At 57.4% G+C, this 23,506-nt stretch carries 20 protein-coding genes and 2 pseudogenes; all 22 read left to right on the top strand.

What is annotated here, in order from left to right:
- Positions 1 to 30: 30 nt before the first annotated feature.
- The 22 genes and pseudogenes from tssA (at position 31) to CKA38_RS12830 (ending at position 23,472) form a co-directional block, all read left to right on the top strand.
- Positions 31 to 1,068, top strand: a complete 1,038-nt coding sequence (gene tssA / locus CKA38_RS12935; RefSeq protein WP_108825853.1) for a type VI secretion system protein TssA — start codon at positions 31 to 33, stop codon at positions 1,066 to 1,068.
- 107 nt (positions 1,069 to 1,175) lie between these two features.
- A complete protein-coding gene (tssB, locus tag CKA38_RS12930; protein WP_108825852.1) occupies positions 1,176 to 1,685 on the top strand; it encodes a type VI secretion system contractile sheath small subunit in 510 nt (169 codons plus the stop codon).
- A gap of 39 nt (positions 1,686 to 1,724) precedes the next feature.
- Complete coding sequence (gene tssC, locus CKA38_RS12925) at positions 1,725 to 3,212, top strand: type VI secretion system contractile sheath large subunit (RefSeq protein WP_108825851.1); 1,488 nt, start codon at positions 1,725 to 1,727, stop codon at positions 3,210 to 3,212.
- A gap of 212 nt (positions 3,213 to 3,424) precedes the next feature.
- Positions 3,425 to 3,988 carry a type VI secretion system tube protein Hcp gene (locus tag CKA38_RS12920; protein WP_108825850.1) on the top strand — a complete coding sequence of 188 codons (564 nt, stop codon included), beginning with the start codon at positions 3,425 to 3,427 and terminating at the stop codon, positions 3,986 to 3,988.
- 48 nt (positions 3,989 to 4,036) lie between these two features.
- Positions 4,037 to 4,798: a type VI secretion system tube protein Hcp gene (locus tag CKA38_RS16840; RefSeq protein WP_108825849.1), complete on the top strand. Its 762-nt coding sequence runs from the start codon at positions 4,037 to 4,039 to the stop codon at positions 4,796 to 4,798.
- Positions 4,799 to 4,906: 108 nt separating this feature from the next.
- Positions 4,907 to 5,476 (top strand): Hcp family type VI secretion system effector, encoded by a 570-nt coding sequence (locus tag CKA38_RS12910; protein WP_108825848.1) that lies wholly within the window; start codon positions 4,907 to 4,909, stop codon positions 5,474 to 5,476.
- 51 nt (positions 5,477 to 5,527) lie between these two features.
- On the top strand, positions 5,528 to 6,070 hold the full coding sequence (locus tag CKA38_RS12905) for an Hcp family type VI secretion system effector (protein ID WP_108825847.1): 543 nt from the start codon (positions 5,528 to 5,530) through the stop codon (positions 6,068 to 6,070).
- Positions 6,071 to 6,184: 114 nt separating this feature from the next.
- Positions 6,185 to 7,000, top strand: coding sequence for a type VI secretion system accessory protein TagJ (locus CKA38_RS12900; protein WP_108825846.1), 816 nt, complete (start codon positions 6,185 to 6,187; stop codon positions 6,998 to 7,000).
- 51 nt (positions 7,001 to 7,051) lie between these two features.
- Positions 7,052 to 8,638, top strand: a complete 1,587-nt coding sequence (locus CKA38_RS12895; RefSeq protein ID WP_108825845.1) for a hypothetical protein — start codon at positions 7,052 to 7,054, stop codon at positions 8,636 to 8,638.
- Between the two features lie 35 nt (positions 8,639 to 8,673).
- Positions 8,674 to 9,186, top strand: a complete 513-nt coding sequence (locus tag CKA38_RS12890; protein WP_108825844.1) for a type VI secretion system baseplate subunit TssE — start codon at positions 8,674 to 8,676, stop codon at positions 9,184 to 9,186.
- A 165-nt stretch (positions 9,187 to 9,351) separates the two neighbouring features.
- Positions 9,352 to 11,231 (top strand): annotated as a pseudogene (gene tssF / locus CKA38_RS17000) (type VI secretion system baseplate subunit TssF).
- Positions 11,232 to 11,427: 196 nt separating this feature from the next.
- Positions 11,428 to 12,444, top strand: coding sequence for a type VI secretion system baseplate subunit TssG (tssG, locus tag CKA38_RS12880; RefSeq protein ID WP_108825843.1), 1,017 nt, complete (start codon positions 11,428 to 11,430; stop codon positions 12,442 to 12,444).
- Positions 12,445 to 12,798: 354 nt separating this feature from the next.
- A complete protein-coding gene (locus CKA38_RS12875; RefSeq protein ID WP_108825842.1) occupies positions 12,799 to 13,110 on the top strand; it encodes an SPFH domain-containing protein in 312 nt (103 codons plus the stop codon).
- A complete protein-coding gene (locus CKA38_RS12870; protein ID WP_108825841.1) occupies positions 13,107 to 13,724 on the top strand; it encodes a hypothetical protein in 618 nt (205 codons plus the stop codon). Before CKA38_RS12875 ends, CKA38_RS12870 begins: the two co-directional genes overlap by 4 nt.
- Before the next feature lie 31 nt (positions 13,725 to 13,755).
- Positions 13,756 to 14,397 carry a hypothetical protein gene (locus tag CKA38_RS12865; protein ID WP_108825840.1) on the top strand — a complete coding sequence of 214 codons (642 nt, stop codon included), beginning with the start codon at positions 13,756 to 13,758 and terminating at the stop codon, positions 14,395 to 14,397.
- 67 nt (positions 14,398 to 14,464) lie between these two features.
- Positions 14,465 to 15,448 carry a hypothetical protein gene (locus tag CKA38_RS12860; RefSeq protein WP_152032864.1) on the top strand — a complete coding sequence of 328 codons (984 nt, stop codon included), beginning with the start codon at positions 14,465 to 14,467 and terminating at the stop codon, positions 15,446 to 15,448.
- A 55-nt stretch (positions 15,449 to 15,503) separates the two neighbouring features.
- Positions 15,504 to 18,292: pseudogene (gene tssH, locus CKA38_RS12855) on the top strand (type VI secretion system ATPase TssH).
- 64 nt (positions 18,293 to 18,356) lie between these two features.
- A complete protein-coding gene (locus tag CKA38_RS12850) occupies positions 18,357 to 19,139 on the top strand; it encodes a hypothetical protein (RefSeq protein ID WP_108825838.1) in 783 nt (260 codons plus the stop codon).
- 51 nt (positions 19,140 to 19,190) lie between these two features.
- The gene (locus CKA38_RS12845) at positions 19,191 to 21,455 is read left to right on the top strand and encodes a type VI secretion system Vgr family protein (protein WP_108825837.1); all 2,265 of its coding nucleotides are present in this window, start codon (positions 19,191 to 19,193) and stop codon (positions 21,453 to 21,455) included.
- Positions 21,456 to 21,514: 59 nt separating this feature from the next.
- Entirely contained in the window at positions 21,515 to 21,811 is a 297-nt protein-coding gene (locus tag CKA38_RS12840; protein ID WP_108825836.1) for a hypothetical protein, read from the top strand.
- A complete protein-coding gene (locus CKA38_RS12835) occupies positions 21,808 to 22,410 on the top strand; it encodes a hypothetical protein (RefSeq protein ID WP_108825835.1) in 603 nt (200 codons plus the stop codon). Before CKA38_RS12840 ends, CKA38_RS12835 begins: the two co-directional genes overlap by 4 nt.
- Before the next feature lie 183 nt (positions 22,411 to 22,593).
- Complete coding sequence (locus CKA38_RS12830) at positions 22,594 to 23,472, top strand: hypothetical protein (RefSeq protein ID WP_152032863.1); 879 nt, start codon at positions 22,594 to 22,596, stop codon at positions 23,470 to 23,472.
- Positions 23,473 to 23,506: the final 34 nt, after the last annotated feature.

The raw sequence follows: 23,506 nt of genomic DNA, 5'->3' as shown, positions 1-23,506 counted from the left end.
TCTAAACCCTAAACGCTAAACTTCACACACATGAACATCGACAAATACCTGTCCCCCATCCCCGGCGACGATCCCGCCGGCGCCGATCTCTCCGCCAGCGGCGCCATTTACGAGCTCGACCGCCTCATCGCCGGCAAACCCGAAACCCAGTTTGCCCCCGCCGAGGAGGCCGACTGGCGCGCTGTCCGCGAAAAATGCGAGGAGCTCCTCACCCAGGCCAAGGACCTCCGCGTCGCCGCTGCCTACGCCAACGTCCTCCTCCGCCTCAAAGGTTGGGAAGGTTTTGCCGCCGGCCTCCAGATCATCCGCAACTACCTCGAAAACACATGGGACGGCATCTATCCGCGCCTTGATCCCGACGACAACAACGACCCGCAGGAACGCGTCAACGCCCTCAACATCCTCGGCGCTCCCGTCGGCACCGCGGGCGACCCCTACAAAACGATCGCCGTCCTCCGCACCACCCCCCTCACCAAGTCCGTGCAAGCCGGCAACTGGGGCCTCGACGCCATCCTCGCCGCGCGCGACAACGTCCCCATGCTCGACGGCAACCCCGCGCCCTCCACCGCCATCATCGACGGCGCGTTCAGCGAAAGCCCGGGCGATTTTGTCTCGGCGACCCTCGAAAACGTCGCCACCGCGCTCGATTGCGCCCAAGCGATCAACAGCTACTTCACCGACACCCTCTCCGCCTCCGCCTGGCCCAACTACGAAATCCTCATCGCCGACCTCCAGCGCATCAAAAACACCATCGAAGCGCACCAAGGCGGCGCCGGCGCGCCCGCCGAATCGAACGACTCCGCCGCGCCCGTTTCCGCCGGCGGCGCCCCCGCCCGCGCCTCGGCGCCCGGCGGCATTTCCTCGCGCGAGGACGTTGTCCGCACCCTCGACCTCATCATCCGCTACTACGCGCAAAACGAACCCGCGAGCCCCATCCCCCTCATGCTCGAACGCGTAAAACGGCTTGTCCCCATGAGCTTTATGGAAATTATCAAGGACATGACCCCCGACGCCATGGACCGCGTAACCCTCATCACAGGAGCCAAACCACCCGAGGAAGAATACTAAGTCCGAATCCCTTTTATGGCGGGCACAATCACCGCCTTAAAACAACTCGTTAGAAAACCAACAAACAACTAACCAACCACAACAACAACCAACCCCCCTAAAACAACATGGCAAAAGCAAGCAGTCAGAAGTTCATCGCGCGCAATCGCGCCCCCCGAGTCCAGATCGAATATGATGTGGAACTCTATGGCTCCGAGAAAAAAGTCCAGCTCCCGTTCGTCATGGGCGTCATGGCCGACCTCTCGGGCAATCCCGCCGAGCCCCTCGATCCCGTAGCGGACCGCAAGTTCCTCGAAATCGATGTCGATAATTTCGACGAGCGCATGAAAGCGGCCAAACCCCGCGTCACGCTCCAGGTGCCCAACACCCTCACCGGCGAAGGCAACCTCAACGTCGAGCTCAACTTCGAGTCGATGGACGATTTCTCGCCCGCCGCCGTCGCCCGCAAAGTGGACGCCCTCAACAAGCTCCTCACCACCCGCGAGCAACTCTCGAACCTCCTCACCTACATGGACGGCAAGACCGGCGCCGAGGACCTCATCACGAAGCTCCTCAACGACCCCGCCCTCCTCCAATCCGTCTCCGCCGCCGCCAAACCCGCCGACGAAGCCAAATAACTCCAAACATAAACCCTAAACTCTAAACTAAACAAAACCATGGCCGACGAAGCCCAACAACAAGCCGCTGGCGGCGGAGCGACCGCCGAATACAGCGAATTCCAATCCCTGCTCAACAAGCAGTTCAAACCCAAGACCGACGAGGCGAAAACCGCGGTCGAGGCCGCCGTGCAAACCCTCGCGCAGCAGGCCCTCTCCGCCACCACCCTCATCTCGGACAACGCCATCAACACCATCGAGGCCATCATCGCCGAGATCGACAAAAAGCTCACCGAGCAAATCAACCTCATCATCCACCATGAGGACTTCACCAAACTCGAAGGCGCCTGGCGCGGCCTCTCGCACCTCGTCAACAACACCGAGACCGACGAGTATCTGAAAATCCGCGTCCTCAACATCTCGAAAAAGGACGTCGCCAAGACGCTCAAGAAGTTCAAGGGCACCGCCTGGGACCAAAGCCCCCTCTTCAAGAAAATCTACGAGGAGGAATTCGGCATGCCCGGCGGCCAGCCCTACGGCGCGCTCATCGGCGACTACTACTTCGACCACTCGCCCCCGGACATCGAAATGCTCCAAGGCATGGCGCAGATCGCCGCCGCCGCGCACGCGCCCTTCTTTGCCGCCGCCGCACCCACGCTCCTGAACATGGAGTCCTGGCGCGAACTTAGCGATCCGCGCGACCTCACGAAGATATTCCAGACACCGGAATACGCCTCGTGGCGCTCGCTCCGCGAATCCGACGACGCCATGTATCTCGGCCTCACCCTCCCGCGCTTCCTCGCCCGCATCCCCTACGGCGCGAAGACCAACCCCGTCGAGGAATTCGCCTTCGAGGAGGACATCACCGGCAACGACCACAACAAATACGTCTGGGCCAACTCCGCCTACGCCATGGGCACGAACATCACCCGTTCGTTCAAGACCTACGGCTGGTGCTCGCGCATCCGCGGCGCGGAATCCGGCGGCATGGTCGAAGGCCTCCCCGTGCACAGCTTCCCGACGGATGACGGTGGCGTGGACATGAAATGCCCCACGGAAATAGCCATCACCGACCGCCGCGAAGCCGAGCTCGGCGCCAACGGTTTCCTCCCGCTCTCGCACTGGAAGAACACCGACTACGCCGTGTTCGTGGGCGCGCAATCGCTCAACAAACCGCAGCAATACGAGGATCCCGACGCCACCGCGAACGCCAACCTCGCCGCGCGCTTCCCCTACCTCTTCGCCACCTGCCGCTTCGCGCACTACCTCAAGTGCATCGTTCGCGACAAGATCGGCTCCTTCAAGGAAAAGGAGGACATGAAGAACTGGCTCGGCAAGTGGATCAACCAGTATGTCACCACCGACCCGACCGCCTCCGAGGATGCGAAAGCGCGCTTCCCGCTGGCCGCCGCGGAAGTCGTGGTGGACGACGTCGCCGGCAACCCCGGCTACTACTCGGCGAAGTTCTACCTGCGCCCGCACTATCAACTTGAAGGCCTGACGGTCTCCCTCCGCCTCGTCTCCAAGCTCCCCTCCGCCAAGAAATAACCATCAACCGGATTCGGCGCGCGGCGTATGACCGCCGCGCGCCATTTCCTTCTTTTGAAATCCGATCCGAGCATAGCGACAGATCCTCACTCGTAGTCGCCACCGGCGATTACAAACAAACCCGCCCATTGTAATCACAAAATCATTTATTCCCCCGCGTTGGTTCCCATCTTCACCCCTCATATTAAAACCTAAACTCCACCATCCGAACCATGCCTCTCATTGATGCTTATATAAAATGCGACGATATCGAAGGCAGCTACAATCTCGATACGACCCGCGATCAATCCGACAAACTGAGCGATATCATAGGCAGCAGCATGGCAAAAGCGAAGGAGGAGCACACAGGCTGGTCGGAAATTTATACATTTTCCTATTCGCTGAACGATTCGCACCCCAGCATCAGCATAACAAAACCAGTCGATGCCGCCTCCAATGAGCTTTTTGTCCGCTGTCTGAAAAAACATTCGAAAAAACGCAAGGAGGGCAACAACACAAAAACCCATAAAATGCAGGAAATGAAACTGCATGTGTGCCGCTGGGTTGACGAGAACAAAGACGGTATTATCGACACATTCCAAACCTTTCTCGAATACACCTTCAGCGATTGCTCCATCACAAGCTACAGCACCGACATTGACCTTGCTGCCAGCGACATACCCGGGGAAAAAATTACCATTACATTCAAAAAAATGAGCATGAAGCATTATCACCCCGAGGAATCCTCTGTGTTCGAATATGACTTCGGAAAAAAAGATAAAAACGCCTCTAAATAATAATAAACTTCTTATTGATAGTCGTCTCGAGCTCCCCCCTTCTTCAACATGCCAATTTACGCCTATATAAAAATTCCTGGAATCCAAAACTCCGAATCCACGGACGATGAGTATGGGAAGGAATGGATCCCCATTCAGTCGATTGATTTTTCAATCACCGCCCACGGCGACGACAGTATCACCCATGATCAGGATGGTTCGGATTCCTCCTCGGCAGCGCAAACCTCAGCCGGATCCCATTCGGCCCACGGCGCAGCGACGCCCGGTGCTCTCTCTGACTCTCAATGGGGTAACTCCTCCAACAAAGAGCGCTCAATGTCTTTCGAAGGTAAATTGGACATGGCGGCGAAAGTCATAAAACACACCATAAACCGCAAGCGCAGAGGAAGAGGCTCGGAAATTGGGCAGCGCGCCGCGGATGCCTCCGGGGAAATAACCATCTCCAAGCAACTCGACGCCACAAGCCCCAAACTCCATCAAATTTGCATGGAATGCCGCAATTTTGCCTCGGACAAATATATTGAGGGCAAGGTGGAGGTTCATATTTGCCGCCAAATTCCGGGGGCGGATGGAGGCTCGGCGGTCCGTGAAGTCTACATGGGATACATATTAAGAAAATGCCTGATGACCGGTATCTCCATCACCGCCAACGAAAGCGACTACATGGAGGAAAGCATCACTCTGACATTTGAAAGAGTAACCTCCTGTGTCAGGCGCCCCAAGCAGGCGGCATTGAACAACGTCGGGTGGGATTATGTCGCCGAGGACACGGATACCCCCGACGAACTCACCCCGCTCACAAAAACATAAAACCACACGAAACTTTCTGGCGTCGCGCCGCCAGTGTAGCAAACAACCAAACTGCCCCGCGCGCGGCACGGGCAAAGCACTCACAACCCAACTAATATATAAAACATCATGGCATTCGATGCATATCTAAAATTCGTGACGCCCTACGTCGTTGGCGAAATCACGCTCGGCGACGGCTACACGCCTGCCAAGGAAACGAACAAGTCAGGCTGGATTGACCTCGAGGAATACAGCTTCTCGGCCACCATGGCGGTCAGCCCCGCCCGCTCCAGCGGCACCGGCGCGGCCACCACCGGCAAGGGAAAACTCGAACCGTTCACCTTTAAGAAATTCGTGGACGCCACCAGCATGCACCTCGCGTTTCATGCGTCGGCGGGCACCGTTTTCGAGAAGATCGTCGTCAACCTCTTCGCGTCGCTCACCGAGGGCGGCTCGTCGCACAAACCCTATCAGTTCCTCTCCATCGTCATGCAGGGCGCGGTGATCAACTCCTGCAAATTCTCCGGCGGCGGCGGCGACGAGCTCCCCACCGAGGAATTATCCATCGCCTACGGGGCCATTGAATATGAATACAAGCCCTTCAAGGTTAACGAGGACACCGGCGCGATAACCCCGGGCGCGGGAGGCCTCACCACGGTCAAATGGAACACCATTAAGAACACCGGCACGAAATCGTAATCGTCCCCACCAACACTCATCAGACAACAATAAATCCAATTATAAAACATCATGGCCTTTGAAGCATATCTTTATATTGACGGAGTTCGCGGCGACTCAACCAGTGCCGTCGCCAAAAACGAAGTTCCCGCCGAAACCAGCAGCGCCGGCCCCATCGAAATTCAAAACTACGGGCTCGGCATCGAAATGCCCCTGGTTGAAAACCGCTCCGCCACCGGCGCGGTGACAGTCGGACGCGCCAACTTCGAGGATTTTGAAACCGCCAAGAACCTCGACATCTCGACGAGCGCCCTCCTCTTCTTCTGCCTCTCCGGCAAACACATTCCCTTTGCCGTTGTTAAAGTATATCGCGCGGTTGCCGACGACGACTCAAGCAAGCCCACGCTCTACATGGAAATAAAATACCAAAGCGTCGTCATCACGGAAGTCAGCGTCAGCGGCAGCGGCGACGAAATGCCGACCGAAACCCTCAAGTTCAACTACGGCAGCGTCGAATACAAGTATTACAAGACCGATGCCAAGACCGGCAAGTCCAACAACCAATTGGCCATATTCTCTTGGGATCGTGGCGCGAACACGGGCACCAAGAGCTGATAGCAACCGCCCTGTCCCACACAAAAATCCATGCTGCGCCACCCGCCCCGCAGCATGGGTTTTAATGTGTGTTCATTTGTTGCCAGCCCAACCACCACCCTCCGCTTTTCCTCCATGTCCGATCCCGCCGACCACCTCAAGCAAGCCGATCTCGACGCCACGCTCGCGGCCGCCAACGCCGCCGTCCGCGCCAACCCCGCCGATCCGAAGGCACGCGCATTCCTCTACCAGCTCAACTGCGTGCTCGGCCGCTGGGAAAAGGCGCTCGACCAGCTCGCCATCTACGCCGGCCTCATCCCCGACGATCCCGACGCGCGCGTCACCACGCGCCTCCACCAAATGGCGATCCAATGCGAGGTTTTCCGCGCGGAGGTTTTCGCCGGCAAACGCACCCCGCTCATCCTAGGCGAACCCGACCAGTGGCTCGCGCCCCTCATGCAGGCCAACCAACTCCTTGCCCAAGGCAACGCCGAGGCCGCCGCCGCGCTTCGCGACCAAGCATTCAACGACGCCCCCGCCACCTCGGGCAAAATCGACGGCAAACCCTTCGAGTGGATCGCCGACGCCGACACCCGCCTAGGGCCCGTCATCGAGCTGCACATGGAGGGCAAATATTATTGGGTGCCCATGAGCCGCATCAAACGCATCGCGCTCGAAGCCCCGGGAAACCTCATCGACCTCGTCTTTGCCCCCGCGCAATTTGTCTGGAGCAACGGCGGCGAAGGCGCGGGCTTCATCCCCGTGCGCTACGCACCCGTCGGGGAACCCAACACCGCGCCCGATCCCAAGTGCGCCCTCTCCCGACTCACGCAATGGACCGATCTCCCCGGCAACTTCACTGTCGGCTCCGGTCAGCGCATGTTCGCCACCGACACGGACGACATTTCGCTCCTCGAGGTAAGAGTTCTGGATCTGTCAGAAAACAAATAACTGGGACCGACAACCATCAACAAAAACCACAAGATCAAGGCGCACATAGTCATGAAAACATACACAATGGTGGAATTCCCCAATGCACTGTCGATTATACTAGACTCCTATTACAAGGACTTCCCCTATGACAAAAAGAAAACATTCCCCATAAACATATCGGTCCAGTTGCAAGATGACGTCTTCAACGCCTTCACCAAAGACCCGTCGTGGATGCAACGCGCCCAGCAAACTATCAGCGTAGGCATTAAAAAATGGCTAAAACTATGCAACGAAGCCGCGAAAAAGGCGGTGACAAAACTGCCCGCCGATCAAAAAGAAGAAAGTTATTTCCGCTATCTTAACAAGGAAATCGACAGCATGATCAAGCAGTTCACCATCGCCGCCCAGAAGGAATGCACGCGCATCATCTCGGAGTATCAAAAAGAACAGGACAAACTAACCGAGTATAGGATCAAGGCGGCCGGGAAACTCGCCGTGACCGGCGTCAGCACGGCCGGCTCCATTGTTCTGACGGTGCTCACTGGCGGCACCGCCGCGCCATTGTTCATCATCGCCATGTGCCGCACCGCCGCAGGCGTAGTTCAGGAAATCGCAAAACTGGCCTCGACGGTGGATACAACGGCCAAATACGTGCAAGGCGAATTGAAAATCCTCTCGGCATTCATGCAGGACAGCAACTACAAGCTCTTCGAGGCACGGGAAAAATTTCTCAAATGCGAGTGCGAACTGGATGAGGCACAAGCCAAAAGCAACGCGTTGAAGGATCGCATCATGGAAGTGCAGCAACGCATAGGCAAGAAGGGCAAAACAAAGGAGCAGGACGAAAAAAACAAAAAGAAACTCGCCGAGGCCATGAAGGAAGCCGAGAAAAATTCCAAGGAAAGGACTGTCCTTGAGAAAAAAATCATCGAACTGAAAAAAAAGCAGGACTCCCTCGAAAAAGAAGTAGGCGCGCCCAAGGGGCTTTTCAGGAAAGTTTTCAAGGACGGGCGTAAAAGCGCAACGGAACTTGGTCTGTCGTCGCTTAGCGGCGTCTTAGGCCTGGAAACGCCAAGCCTTGCCAACTGCGACTCCCACATAGACCTGCACGAGGTTAATATCGGCAAGGTGAGTGGCCTCTCGCACAGGCTGTCTGTGTCACTCTACGGAGCAATGGATAAGCAAAAGCAGACCATCACCGATTCAAAGGATGCCTTTGCAAAAGCCAGAAAGGCGTTGATCTCGAAATTCTCAGAAATCATGGAACAGAACAAACACGACACAAAGAAGCTTCTGGCCGCCCAAGAAAAGGCCCTGAAGCAACTCGACCGAGCCCGCGCCAACTACGAGAAAAAAATAACCGGCCTCGAAACCAAGTTGGGCAACCTCATCGAGCGGATAATAACTGCCAACCAGAAAGTCGATGAATCCAAGAAACTGAATGTTAAATTCAGGACGTCGATCGGGTATCTGAAAAAAGGTGTTCCAGACGCCCTCAAATACACAGCGACTGTGGTCAGCCTAGGCACCGGCCTTGCCATGGGATTCGGAGGAGGTCTCGGCAACGGCCTTGCGGAAGTGGTGGCGACCGTGGGCGACGCAACCCAGGGGCTTATCGCCGAGATTGGCAGCATCGTCATCGATGAATTGGTTTGATGCCATCGTAAAAGATAAACTCACCGCGACCCCACATGCCCGACGACTCGCAATTCAAACGCATCCATCCGTGTCTCCTTGACCGCCTGCTTGATGACAATCCGGCAAGCAAGGTCGAGGGACGCAACGCGCGCGTTATCTCTTCGCAAGCCTATCGCGAGGGCGTCCTGCGCGACCTCACCTGGCTCTTCAGCACCAGCGCGCACCTCCCCGTCGAGGGCTCGCGCTCCGGAACCGAGTTTCGCATTGGCGACTTCCCCGAAGTCGAACGATCCGTTTTCAATTTCGGCATCCGCCACCTCTTCGGCCTGACCGCCCCCGACATGGGCGCGCTCGAGGATTCCCTCTACGACGCCATCTGCGTCTTCGAGCCGCGCATCATAAAAAGCACGCTCTCCGTCCGTGCCACCATGCTGAACCAACTCGTTAGCTTCGAAATTCGCGGCGACCTCTGGGCCAACCCAATCCCCGAAAAACTCTACATCAAAACCCAAGTCGACATCGAAGCCGGCGCCGGTCAGGCCATCAGCAGCTTTAGCGCGCACTGACGGCCTTCGGCCTAATTAAAAATGCATAATGAATAATGCATAATGAAAAACCCTCCGCCAGCCTTCCCTTAATCTTAAAACCCAAGCTCCCAACGGCGCGGTAGCGCCCCATTATACATTATACATTATACATTTTAAATTATAAATTAGACCAAAGGTCGAAATATGGACAAACGCTTCCTCGATTATTACAACAACGAACTCCGCCACCTCCGCGTGTCGGCGGCCGAGTTTGCGCAGGAGTTTCCCAAGATCGCCGGACGCCTCGCGCTCGACACCGCCGGCACCGACACCTGCCCCGACCCCTACGTCGAACGCCTCCTTGAAGGCTTCGCCTACCTCGCCGCCCGCGTCCACCTCAAGCTCGACGCCGAGTTCCCCCGCTTCACCCAGTCGCTCCTCGAAACAATCTACCCGCACTTCCTCACCCCCATCCCCTCGATGGCCATCGTCCGCTTCGCCGCCGACGAAAAGGAGGCCAACCTCGCCAAGGGCGCGGTTATCCCGCGAGGCTCCATCCTGAAAAGCATCCTCGGCAAAGGCGACCGCACTCCCTGCACATTCCGCACCGCGCACGACGTCAACCTCCTTCCCGTCCGCATTGAGGAAGTCCGTTACTACACCCGCGACGTCGCCGCCCTCAACCTCCCCCGCAACCTCGGCGCCAAGGCCGCCATCCGCATCCGCCTCCGCGCCACCGCCGGGCTCACCTTTAACAAAATCGCGCTCGACGAACTCGTCCTCCACCTCACCGGCGCAAGCGACCTCCCCGCCTCCATCTTCGAGCAAATCATCGCCCACCAACTCGGTGTTGTTGTTCAGTCCCCCGCACGACGCGGCAAAATCGTCTCCATCTCCGGCCCGAGCACGTCACTCGCGTCGGCCTTGAGGAAAACGAGGCGCTCCTGCCCCCCAGCCCGCGCTCCTTCGAGGGTTACCGGCTCCTCCGCGAATACTTCGCGTTCCCCCAGCGCTTCCTCTTTTTCAAAATCGGCAACCTCGCCGAAAACCTCGCCGCCGAGTGCGCCATCGACACGCAGCTCGACATCGTCATTCCCCTCGCGCAACAGGAACCCCGCCTCGAAAACCGCATCGACGCCTCCAACTTCGCCCTCCACTGCGCCCCCGTCATCAACCTCTTCCCCAAGTCGCTCGACCGCATCCAGCTCTCCGAATGGCTATCCGAGTTCCACGTTGTCCCCGACCGCAACCGCCCGCTCGATTTTGAAATCTTCCAAATCGACTCCGTGCGCGGCCTCGGCGAAACCGCCGACGAACAGCAAACCTTCAACCCCTTCTACATGGCGAAGGACACAGACCTCTCCTCCGCCGCCTACTACACAAGCATCCGCCAGCCCCGCATCCTCACCGCCCGCGAAAAACAATTCGGCAAAAAGAGCGACTACACCGGCACCGAAGTCTTCATCTCGCTCGTCGATGCCAACGCCGCCCCCTACCGCGCCGACCTTCGCCAGCTCGCCATCCAGGCCCTCTGCACCAACCGCCACCTCCCCATCCAAATGGCCATCGGCGTCACCACCGCCGACTTCACCATGGAAACCAGCGCGCCCATCACCGGCATCCGCTGCATCGCCGGCCCCACCGAGCCGCACCCCTCCATGGCCGAGGGCCGCTTCACCTGGCGCCTCATCAGCCACCTCTCGCTCAACTACACCTCGCTCGTAAACTCCGCCGACGGACGCAACTCCACCGCCCTCCGCGACATCCTCAAACTCTACATCGAGGACGACAACCGCGAGCTCGCCCGCCAAATCGAGGGTCTCACCGCGGTGCAAGCCCGCCCCGTGATCCGCCGCTCCCCCACGCCCGGCCCGATCACCTTCGGACGAGGCCTCGAAGTCACGCTCACCTTCGACGAACCCGCCTTCGAGGGCACCGGCGTGTTTCTCCTCGCGAGCGTCCTCGAGCAATTCCTCACCAAATACGCCACCATAAACTCCTTCACCGAAACAGTGATCCGCACCGAGCAACGCGGCGAAATCGCCCGCTGGAAACCCACCGCCGGCAAACGCGCCGTGCTCTAGCCCCCCATGCACGAACACGCCAACACATTCAAATTTTCGATTCTCGATTCTCGATTTGGCAGACTGTCGGCCTACGGCCTCGAAACGATTGGGAGCTACCGCTCCACTTTCGCATTCGCAACCGCGCGGTAGCGCGCAATCGAAAATCGAGAATCCAAAATCGAAAATTACCACACGCCCGCCTCACCCGTCACCGATGTCAGAGCAGCCACAAACATCCTCTTCCGCGCCAGAGCAAAGCATCACCTCCATGGACTTCTACCGCGCGGTCCGCATGCTTGACGCCGCGCACCCCGACCTTCCGCGCACCGGCGAAGCCTACACGCCCGCGCAAGAAAGCATCCGCTTTGGACAGAAACCCGAACTCGTCTTTGCCCGCACCCCTATCGAGTCATTTTCCCCCGCGACCGAAACCTCCCCACCGCGCCTCTACGTAAACTTCCTCGGCCTCTTCGGCCCCAACGGCCCCCTGCCCCTCCACCTCACCGAGCACGCCCGCAGCCGTGACCGCCACCACGGCGACCGCACCTTCGCCGCCTTTGCCGACATCTTCCACCACCGCATGATCGCGCTCTTTTATCGCGCATGGATGGTGAACCAGCTCTCCGCCGACCTCGACCGCCCCGACGAACAAGCATTCTCTCACTACATCGGCGCCATGTTCGGCGCGGCGGACGATGCCCCCGCGCCCACCGAAAACGACAGCATCCCCCTCAACGCCAAACTCTACTACGCCGGACGCCTCTCCTGCCCCACGCGCAACATCGAAAGCCTTGAGTCAATCATCTCTGAATTCTTCAGCGTCCCCGCAACCATCGACACCCATGTAGGCCGCTGGATTCCATTGCCCAAGGACTGCTACTGCGGCCTCGGCGGACGCGCCACCGACTCCACCCTCGGCCAGAACGCCATCATCGGCACACGCGTCTGGGACACCCAGCTCAGCTTTCGAGTGAACCTCGGCCCTATGCGTTACGCCGACTACAAGCGCCTCCTCCCCCGCGGCGAATCCTTCCGCCGCCTCCGCGACTGGATATTAAACTACGCCGGAGCCGAACTCTATTGGGACGCCCGCCTCGTCATTCGCGCCGATGAAATCCCCATGCTCCGCCTCGGCGACCAAGGCGGCCAGCAACTCGGCTGGACCACCTGGCTCCACTCCAACCCGCCCACCCGCAACCACGGCGATCTCCTCGTCACGCCAAAAAACTGAGAGCCCGTCGCGCCTCGCCCGCTGATTACAAACAAACCTTTCCATTGTAATCACAAAATCATTTCCGATCCCCCGCCCCACGAACAACACTCTTCATCGCGAACAGAGCAAATCCGCTCCACCCAACAACAATCAATAAACACATATATAAGACACCATGTCACTCGTCCCCTCACAAACACCGCCACAGTCTGGAAACGCGGAGCCAAAGGCTGCACCAAGGATTTTAATTTCGAAAAACATCTCAAAAACATCAGCCAATATATTTCCGATTATAATAAAAAATCAGACGAAAAAATTCTCGACAAACTGGAAGTCGAGATACGTCAGGCCGCGGCGGCCGCAAAAAAACTTTTGAACAACATTCGCGGCGGAATCCCCCAAAACATCAAGGATGCCACGCGGGATGCCATTGACGAGCTGGCCGACCTTGAGAGCCTCGTTGACCAGGAAAAAACCAGCCTCGGCAAGGCGCAATCAGCCGGGCAGCGAAGGATTCAACAATACATCGCCTATCGAAGAGGCGCGGTTGCGGCCGCGGAAAAACACAAGAGAAACGCCGAGGCGGACAAGAAAAACTTCGTCGCACAACTTGAGGCAATCAACACCGACCTCAAGGCATTCAAAAAACACGCCCCGATTCCTATGCGCTGGTTGAGAAAATGATGAAAACCATCCGCCAGCGACACGCCAACTTGGTTGTCATATATAAAAATCTCGAAGCCGCCGCAAAAAACTTCACCGACGCGCAAAATAAAGAGCACCGCAACGACAGCACGCCGCTGAAAAAATATAATATCACGGATGAAGCCGAGATATCCATTGCCATGTCGCTCGACCGCCAGGATTCCAACTGGACGCGCATGGACTCCATGGCCAAGCAGGCGGACGTCATTATAAAAAGCATCGCCCCCCTTCTTGATAAACTCGAAATCATCATTGAAGGCGCCGAAGCCCGCATGGAGGAGCGTAACGACTTCTATAATGAGAGCCTGGAGAAAACCATTGCCATGCTCAAAGCCGCGACGACTGGCATAATCAAGGCGTTTAACGCATCAACGGTCATTTACGGAAAAACTTATCATGAGAGCGTCATGAACAAGTGGATTGACGGCAAAACGCTCACGGATGAGTTTGAGAACGCGGTGCCCGCCGAATTAGAAAACAAAAGAAGGGCCCATTTAAAACAAATCGAGCAATTGCGCGCCGAGTTGGAGGGCAAGACGCAAAACCTGCTTGAGAGCCTTCAAATGGCAACCGACATCCGCCGCTCGCGTTAAAAAACTCCCTAAAAAGGGAGTCCCCCCGGGCATGTATAAGGAGCATCTGGATCGGCTTGAGGATGAATATAAAAAGATTGCCGCCCGCGTCGAAGAAGTTCGAAAAAAGAAACCGGTAATACAAAAAGCCACCGAGGCCAAACTTGCCTATGTTAAAAATTACAAGGCAAGGGACGAGCTCGTCGTCGGGGAATATTTCAAGCCCGCGGTATTCGCGCTGAGCGAAAGCACCCTGGCAAAAAACAAATCCCTGCTATCCTTCTGCACCGCCAAGGAATTCACCCAGTGCGCGCTCTCAGGCCAAAAGCCGCGGGTAGACGCCGAGCTCGCCAAAATCCAAAGGACCGCGGCAGCCAAGCTGAACGATCTCAAGGCAGGCATCGCCGCGCTCGGCAAATTGCAGGCGAAGAAAATGAAAAGGGACGCCGCAAGAGACGCGGTGCAGGAAGCCATATTTGCGATAAGCGATTCCATCCTCATCATGAACGACGGCCTCCAAGCTCAACTTCGTTACTGGGCGGGACGCTGCGCGGAAATCTACAGGGACGACGCCCCCGCAAAGAATGCGCACAACAACGGCAAGGTTGCCAAAATCGCGGCCGCGCTCGGCACGGCGCTCAACGATTTTGCCCAGCAAATCAGCAAATCCGAAACCGCTCTCAACCAATCCTAAACGCGCGAAACACGGCGCCCCGCTTTGCCGCGAGTAAAACCATAAAACAGTCATCCGACGCATACCCATGAGCAAATCGTTAATTGAAGAATGGAAAAAAACATCCGCACGGTTTGAAAAGATGACGACCCGGCCGGACGTGAAGCCCGTCGAGGCTGTCAAAAAATGCTGGTTCCGCTCCAACAAAACCCTCTCGGTTACATTGCAGGAATTCGACCAGGCTTATATTAATTGTTTTAAATACGGTGTTGATTCCATCGAAGACGCAAAAATAAAAAAACGCGAGGAAGACACCGCGTTGTTGAAGAAACGGTGCGCGTCCATTGCAAAAATGGCCAAACTGTATTTTAAGGATATAGAAGGCGCTTATGAAAAAGCCTATGGGCTGGACACGCATACCGGAGCCGCGGTGAGCTTTTTGGACGCCAGGCTAAAGGCAATCGTGATCGATGCCGAGGGCAGGCTTTCCGAAGCCGAGAGCATGCTGCGTGAAATGAAGGAAAACAAACGAAGGGCCAAGATGAAGCGGAAGGGGGCCAGGCAGGATGAAATTAACAGCAAATTCGATTCAATTGCCTTCGCAAGGGAGTCGAGGGATTTTTGCACGGCTTGCAAAACCACGATGGCGTATGCTGAAGCGGCCTGCGTAAGACTACTGGAACAGTTGCATGCGGATGTATATGAAAAATCCACGGACACAAATAACTTTGCCCCGCTGGTCGAGGCGTATAACAAGCACATTCGCGTTCGCGGGTTAAGGCCCATGTATCTTTCGGCGAAACATTTGCTCGAAAAATGGGATGTGCATGAATCTGTAATTGGCAATGGCAGCCCGGCCGGAAACGTTTTGGCTTCAGTGCGCCGCATCATCGATCAAATCGAAAAATGGGAATTGAAAAATCCAATAAACTACAAATCGGATTTTAATAATTTCAGGGCGGCGATCACTTCTTTTCACAGGCGTCTTCTAAAAGACGATATCAAACCGACCATAGAAAAGATAAAAGGTAATCTTGGAAAAATAATAAGAGACGCCAAGAAAGCGAAATAAACTCCAAACCATCCGCCACCTTCAGCCATTCAGTCTTTCAGCACTTTCCATCACCATGCCATCCATCCAACGCTCCACCCTCTTCGGCAAACTCAACCCGCTCGCGTATAAGGCACTCGAAGGCGCCACCGTCTTCTGCAAAATGCGCGGCAACCCCTACGTCGAACTCCTGCACTGGATAAACCAAATTTTCCAGACGCAGGACACCGACCTGCACCACGTCGCGCGCCACTTCTCGCTCGACGCCTCGCGCCTCGCCGCCGACCTCACCGCCGCGCTCGACCGCCTCCCGCGCGGCGCCACCGCTATCAACGACTTCTCGCCGCACATCGAAAACGCCACCCAGCAGGCGTGGACCTACACCTCGCTCCTCTTCGGCGAAAACTCCATCCGCACCGGCCACCTCCTCCTCGCGCTCATCAGCACGCCCAGCCTCCGTTCGCTGCTGCTCCAGTTCTCCCCGAGTTCGGCAAAGTCAAGGAGCAGGCGCTCACGGACAACTTCGCCGACATCACCTCCGGCTCGCCCGAGGCGCGCATGTCAGCCCCCGCATCCGATGCCACAGGCGGAGCCGCTCCCGGCGAGGCCAGCGGCGCCATGTCGCCCGCCCAACTTGGCAAACAGGAAGCCCTCAACCGTTACACCACCGACCTCACCGCGCAGGCCCGCGAAGGCAAAATGGATCCCATCCTTTGCCGCGAGGACGAAATCCGCCAGATCGTGGACATCCTCATGCGCCGCCGCCAAAACAACCCCATCCTCACGGGCGAGGCGGGCGTCGGCAAAACCGCCGTCATCGAAGGTTTCGCACAACGCATCGTCAAAGGCGACGTGCCGCCCTCGCTCCGCGACGTCACACTCCGCTCCCTCGACATCGGCCTCCTCCAAGCCGGAGCCAGCATGAAAGGCGAGTTTGAGCAACGCCTTCGCCAAGTCATCGACGAAGTGCAAGCCTCCCCCACCCCCATCATCCTCTTCATCGACGAAGCCCACACTCTCATCGGCGCCGGAGGCGCGGCCGGCACGGGCGACGCGGCCAATCTCCTCAAACCCGCCCTCGCGCGCGGCACGCTCCGCACCATCGCCGCCACCACTTGGGCCGAATACAAAAAGCACATCGAAAAAGATCCCGCCCTCACGCGCCGCTTCCAAGTTGTCAAAGTCGACGAACCCGATGAAGCCGCCGCCATCGCCATGATTCGCGGCCTCGCCCCCGTCCTTGAAAAACACCACCGCGTGCAAGTCCTCGACAGCGCCGTCGAGGCCGCCGTCAAACTCTCGCACCGCTACATCCCCTCGCGCCAGCTCCCCGACAAGGCCGTCAGCCTCATCGACACTGCTTGCGCCCGCGTCGCCGTTTCGCAACACGCCACGCCCGCCGAAATCGACGACACCCGCCAGCGCATCATAATCGCGGAGGCCGAGCTCGAAATCCTCACCCGCGAAACCAAGCTCGGCGCCGACCACGCCGAACGCGAAACCAAGCTCCGCAAAAACCTCGAAGCCGACAAAACCCACCTCGAAAAACTTGAGGCCGACTGGACCAGGGAAAAAGAACTCGTCGAAAAAATCATCGCCCTCCGCCGCCAAGTCACCGAAGCCGAAGGGTCGAGTGGCACGGGCGACTCGCCCGTGGGATCGGGTGACATGGGCGACGAGCCCAAGCCCAAACCTCCCACCGGCAAAAAATCCAAAAAGAAAAAGTCCGCAAAAAAATCCGCGAAATCAGAATCCACAAAAATCGCCACACCCGCCGATCCCCTCATCGCCGAACTCCGCGACCTCGAATCCCAACTCTCCGCGCTCCAAGGCGAAACGCCGCTCATCCTCCCCTCGGTCAACGACCAGGCGGTCGCCTCCGTTGTCGCCGATTGGACCGGCATCCCCGTCGGCCGCATGGTGAAAAACGAAATCCAATCCGTCCTCAACCTCGCGGACAACTTGGAAAAACGCATCATCGGCCAGCGCCACGCCCTCGAAGCCATTGCGCGCCGCATCCAGACCTCGCGCGCCAGCCTCGACAACCCGAGCAAACCCATCGGCGTGTTCATGCTCGCCGGCACCAGCGGCGTCGGCAAAACCGAAACCGCCCTCGCCCTCGCCGAAGTCCTCTACGGCGGCGAGCAAAACGTCATCACGATCAACATGAGCGAGTTTCAAGAGGCGCACACCGTCTCCACGCTCAAAGGCGCGCCTCCGGGCTACGTCGGTTACGGCGAAGGCGGCATTCTCACCGAGGCCGTCCGCCGACGCCCCTACTCGATCGTGCTCCTCGACGAAGTCGAAAAAGCGCACCCCGATGTCCACGAAATCTTCTTCCAAGTCTTCGACAAAGGCTGGATGGAGGACGGCGAGGGCCGCCTCATCGACTTCAAGAACACCATCATTCTGCTCACCACCAACGTCGGCACGGACATCATCACCAACCTCTGCAAGGACCCCGAGCTCATGCCCGACGCCGACGGCATCGCCAAGGCGCTCCGCCCCGCGCTCCTCAAGGCCTTCCCCGCCGCGCTTCTCGGCCGCCTCGTCACGATTCCCTACTTCCCGCTCAGCGACGAAATGCTCCGCGCCATCATTCGCCTGCAACTCGACCGCATCGTCAGGCGCATCGCCGCCAACCGCGGCATCGCGCTCACCTACACCGACGATGTCGTCGCGCTCATCGCCAGCCGTTGCACGGAAAACGAAAGCGGCGGCCGCATGGTGGATGCCATCCTCACCCAAACCCTCCTCCCCGACATCAGCCGCGAAATCCTCACCCGCCTGATGGAAGGCCGGAACATCAAAACCATCACCGTCGAAACCAAAGACAGCGCCTTCGTTTATAACTATAAAGAATAAGGGATATGGCTCTCCTGAGCCGCGCCGTATTTAACAAACCCAAACACAAAGGAGACCACTCATCATGCCTGCCGACCGCCCTGTATGGCCACACACCCACAAAGCCTGGAAAACACTCAAGGCTGGGGATAAAACGTCCAAGTATCCGAACACAGGAACGGGGAACGCCCTGGATAAGATAGAATCGTTATATAAAAAAATAAAGTGGGCGGAATTTAAAAACGCCTTGAGTTATTATAAAAAAAGTGATGTCGGCTTGCAGGTTTTTTATAAAACTCATGCAAAATATATAAATCCATTCCTGAAGGCCGTCGGTGACGCGTGCAAAACAATACGAAAGGCCAGGGGCATGCCGGGCGGGGGTAGAAATTTTGCCGCTCGGATGGAAGACTGCGCTAAAGAATTTGAGCCCGACGGACCTTACTTCAACTCATTACTGGGTGCTTATGAACGCCTTAAGCCGATCAAGGCCAGCATAGACAGTGTCGCGGAAAAAATGACGAAGCTCTCAATTGAGCAGGCGATCAGGGGCGGCCCCACGTATGAAATATTCTCGAAATATGCAAAGACGGCGCATATTGAGGAAAATACTGATTTCCTAAAGGCAATCTTCAATAAGGAAGATCCCTATCGCACATACAAAAATTTTGCTTTGGAGATAAACATATCCGGGCCTGCTTTAAAAAACCTGAAAAGCATGTATGACTCCAAGAAATTGAAACTCGCACATTTTGACGGGGCTGTTGGCGAAATCACCACCTTGTTACGGACAGGGCAACATTGGGAAAACGCAGTCAACGCTTGGAAAAATGAACAATACAAAATCCGCGGGGTAAAGGCGGTGTGAGGACACCACCCCGACATTCAGAACTTCAGGTTTTCAGAACTTTTCTCCGCCATGTCCGAATACACACAAGACAACCGCCTCCTGCGCATCACCACGCCGATCGGCAAGGACAAGCTCCTCATCAAAAGTATCCGCGGCATCGAACGCCTCAGCACGCTCTTTGAATACGAGGCCTTTCTCCTGAGCGAGGACAACGACATCGACTACAAGGATATCCTTGGCAAGGACGTGACCGTCGAAATCGAAAGCGCCATCAAGGACGGCGGCACCCGCTACATCAACGGCATCGTGCGCACCTTCGGACGCACCGGCTCCACCGGCACCCTCGCTTGTTACGTGGCCGTCATCGTCCCCAAACTTTGGCTCACCTCGCTCACCACCGACTGCCGCATCTTTCAAAAAAAGGACGCCAAATCCATCCTCTCCGACATCATCAAAACCGACGCCGGCATAAGCGACTACAAGGACAGCGCCTCCGACTCCGGCACCACCGAGCGCCCCTATTGCGTCCAATACCGCGAAACCGACTTCGCCTTCGCCTCCCGCCTTATGGAGGAGGAGGGCATCTATTACCACTTTGAACACGCCGACGGAAAACACACGCTCGTGCTCTGCGACTCCCCCGGCTCGCACTCCGACGCAACCGCCGCTGCCACCATCTCCTTTCACAACAAGCGCCTCATACGCAGCGAACAAGGCATCCAGACTTGGGGAGCGCGCAACGATGCTGTTCCCGGCAACTACGTCCTCGCCGACTACAACTACAAAAGCCCCTCCACCGTCCTCCGCTCCAACGCCACCGAAAGCCGCGGCTACACAGGCGACGACGCGGAAATGTTCGACTACCCCGGTATTTTCGCCGAAAGCACCGACGGCGACAAACTCGCCAAAATCCGCCTCGGCGCGCACCAGGCCAACCACAACACCTATACCGGCACCACCACCGCAGTCACACTCTCCACCGGCACCACTTTCTCCCTCGAAAACCACCCAAACACCGCCTTCAACAAAAAATACCTCGTCATCGAAAACGAAATTTTCGCCGAAAATCCCCCGTTCACCGACGGCGAGCCCCCTTCCGAGGCGAGCTTCCAGTCCCGCCTCACCGCCATCCTTGCCGACCAACAATACCGCGCCCCTCAACGCACCCCGGTCCCCGACCTACGCGGCCCGCACTCCGCCATCGTCACCGGGGCCGACGACGACGAAATCCACACCGACGAATACGGCTGCGTCAAAGTCCGCTTCCACTGGGATCGCGACGACGAGAAAAAAGGAGAGGACAGCACCGTATACCTCCGCACCGCGCAAATGTGGACCGGCAAAAACTTCGGCACCCTCTTTATCCCCCGCGTCGGCCAGGAAGTCATAGTTGAATTCCTCGACGGCCACCCCGACCGCCCCGTCATCACCGGCTGCCTCTACAACGCCGAAAACCTTCCCCCTTACGCCCTCCCCGACCACAAGACCCGCTCCACAATCAAAACCCACTCCACCCCCGAGGGCGAGGTTTACAACGAAGTCCGCTTCGAGGACAAAAAAGACGAGGAACAACTCCTCATCCACGCCGGCAAGGATCACGAAATCACCACCGCCAACGACCGCGTCGAGCACGTCGGCAACGACACCCACCTCACTGTCATCAACGACCGTCTCGAACTCATCCACAAGGACCATCACGAAGCCATCGGCGGCATGCACAAACTCAGCATCGGTGCCGGCGCCGAGGGCGTCGAGGGAGCCGACGGCCAGACAAAAGGCGAAGTCGAGGAAGGCGGCGGCCAGCACATCATGATCAAAGGCCCCCGCGTCATCGAAATCGGCGGTAAATCCTCGCTCAAAGTCGCCGAGGACGTCGCCGAGACATTCGAGAAAAACCATGCCACCGCCGTCACCGAGCAACGCTACCTCAAGGCCAAGGAAATCGTGCTCGAAGCCGAGGAAAACCTCACGCTCCACGTCGGCGACCATTTTATAGCGATTACCTCCGACGGCATCAAAATCAGCACCACCGCCGACATCGCCATCAACGGCGACGGCAGCATCGCCAACACCAGCGGAGGCGACATCACCAGCGAGGCCGGCGGCAAATTTGGAGTCACCTCCACAGGTGACACCACCATCGAGGCCACGGGCAACTTCAGCGCCAAGGGCACGGCAGGCGCGGCCGTCGAATCCGACATGAACACCGACATCACAGCCGGCATAAACCTCACCCTCGAAGGCACCGCAAAAGCCGCGATGCACGGAGCCATGGCCGAGGTCAAATCCGACGCCATCCTCACCATCCAAGGCTCCATGGTGAACATCAACTGACGCGCCCCCCGCCAACGACTCGCCACCCGCCACTCGCTACTCACAACTAGATTCCCGCCATGACCAAAGCAACCGGCACAGCCATAGAGCTCGACGAACTTGAAGCGCCCACCGCACCCAAGAAGGTCGATGAGCGCAACGACGAATCGGCCGCCGCCGACAGCGCGGCCTCGCCGATGGCGCCCCCCCCGCGGCAGCCGCGGCCGCAAGCGCATCCGATGCCGCCGCAAAAGCCGCAGACAAAGCCGCCGATGCCGCGTCGGACGCAAAAGACGCGGCATCAGCCGCGGCCAGCAAGGCTGGCGACGCCGCAAGCAAAGCCCAATCGGCGGCAAGCGACAAATTTGCCGAGATGAACAAAACCCTTGCCGACGCCTCCGCCTCGCTCGCCGACAAGGCAAACTCAGTCACGGCCGCCGCCTCGGCGGCAATGGCCACCGTCCAAAACAAAATCAGCGAAGGCGTCGCCGCCGCTAACGCCCAAATAGCCTCCGCAACCCAAGCCGTGCGAGGCCAGCTCGACGCGGCCACCGGAGCCCTCAACTCTGCGATGGCCTCGGTCATGGGCGCGGGAGGCGGTGGCGGCGGAAGCGGAAGCGGAGGCGGCAGCCTGCTACCCAAGGATCTGCTGGATAAGCTAAAGGAAATGAAGGAGCTCGATCCCGCCGCCGCGCGCAAAGCCCTCCTGGATCACGCCAAGCCGCTCCTCGTCGAAAACCCGTTTGTGACCGCCGGCAAGCAGGCGGTCGAAAACGGGCAAAAAGTTTACGACCAAACCCTCGGCAACGTGGCCGGCGTCCCCGCCGCCGCCATCGCCGCGACCATGAGCCAGCTCAACGGCGCCCACGCCAGCCTCGTCGAGCAGGGCGCCAAAATCAACAAATTCGCCCAATCCCAGCAGGACGCCGCCGTAAAAACCCTCAACGAGATGAAAAAACAAGTCGGCCTCTCCTGACCGCCCCGCCCCCGCCGCCGCCACATCATTACAAAAACCGTCAAAAATTGTAATCATTCATTACAAACAAACCCGGACATTATAATCACAATATTATTTTAAAAGGCGAGCCACCTGAAAATATAAGCCCCGTAACCACATCCCGCTCGCATCAAAACAATATCAACAAAAAGATAAAATATCATGGCAAATATACCATCGCTCAAGGATCACTGGCTGGACAGCTGCAAGGAATTCGAGTCAATGACACTCCAGAAAAAGCCTGTGGAATCAGTCAAGAAATGCTGGCTTCGCTCGAACAAGACGCTCACGGTGACACTTGCAGAATTCGACACAGCCAGAGTCAGTATGGAACGAGACCTCACCGACTTCTCAAACGGCAAAGTGAGCAGAAAGAAACTCGCCGAGGACCTGAATAAACTGGCCAAGCGAAACGCCTCCCTGAAAAAAATGGCCAAGGCCCATGTCGAGGGACTGGAAGACGATATCATGTCCGAGCTCCTCCGCGTGTCCAAAACAGATGCCTCCGGAAAAAGCGTATATGAAAAAGGTCTCAAATTTTTGAAAAAAGAAATCGACGCTCTCCTGCAAGTCGCGGATGCGAATTATGCAAGCGCCGCCTATTCATTCGCGCATCTCGGCGAACAAATCGATGCGCTGCAAAGAAGCGCCGTCCTGTTCGAAAAGCAAATGACGGCAAACATAGCAAAAGGCGCAGCGGTCGCGGCTAAACTCAAGGCCGCCGCCATGGCGGCCAAGACACCGAAAGATATCGCCGCGGTCGTCACTGCCTACAATAGCCAAATAGTGCAAAACGCCGGACGGGATATTAATGTTCTCACTGTGGGCCTTCAAAAATACTGCAAAAAGGTCAACGCCCCATCCCAAATCGCAGATCCCGTGGATGCATTCTATAATTTTACAAAACCATGGAATGAGCCGGCCACCCATAAGCTCACAGACAATGCCACGGCGGCCCAAGTGCTGGGTAAACTGAAAGAATTCACTGAAATGCTCAAAAAAGCGGCGGTCTTTGCACCACGCGTCTTGCACAATATATAACACGCCCATGTGGGCCCCTCCTGCTCAACAAGCC

The sequence above is a fragment of the Ereboglobus luteus genome (assembly GCF_003096195.1).
GTDB lineage: Bacteria > Verrucomicrobiota > Verrucomicrobiia > Opitutales > Opitutaceae > Ereboglobus > Ereboglobus luteus.
The sequence above is the reverse complement of the archived record's forward strand: the minus strand, read 5'-3'. Positions and strand labels throughout refer to the sequence as shown.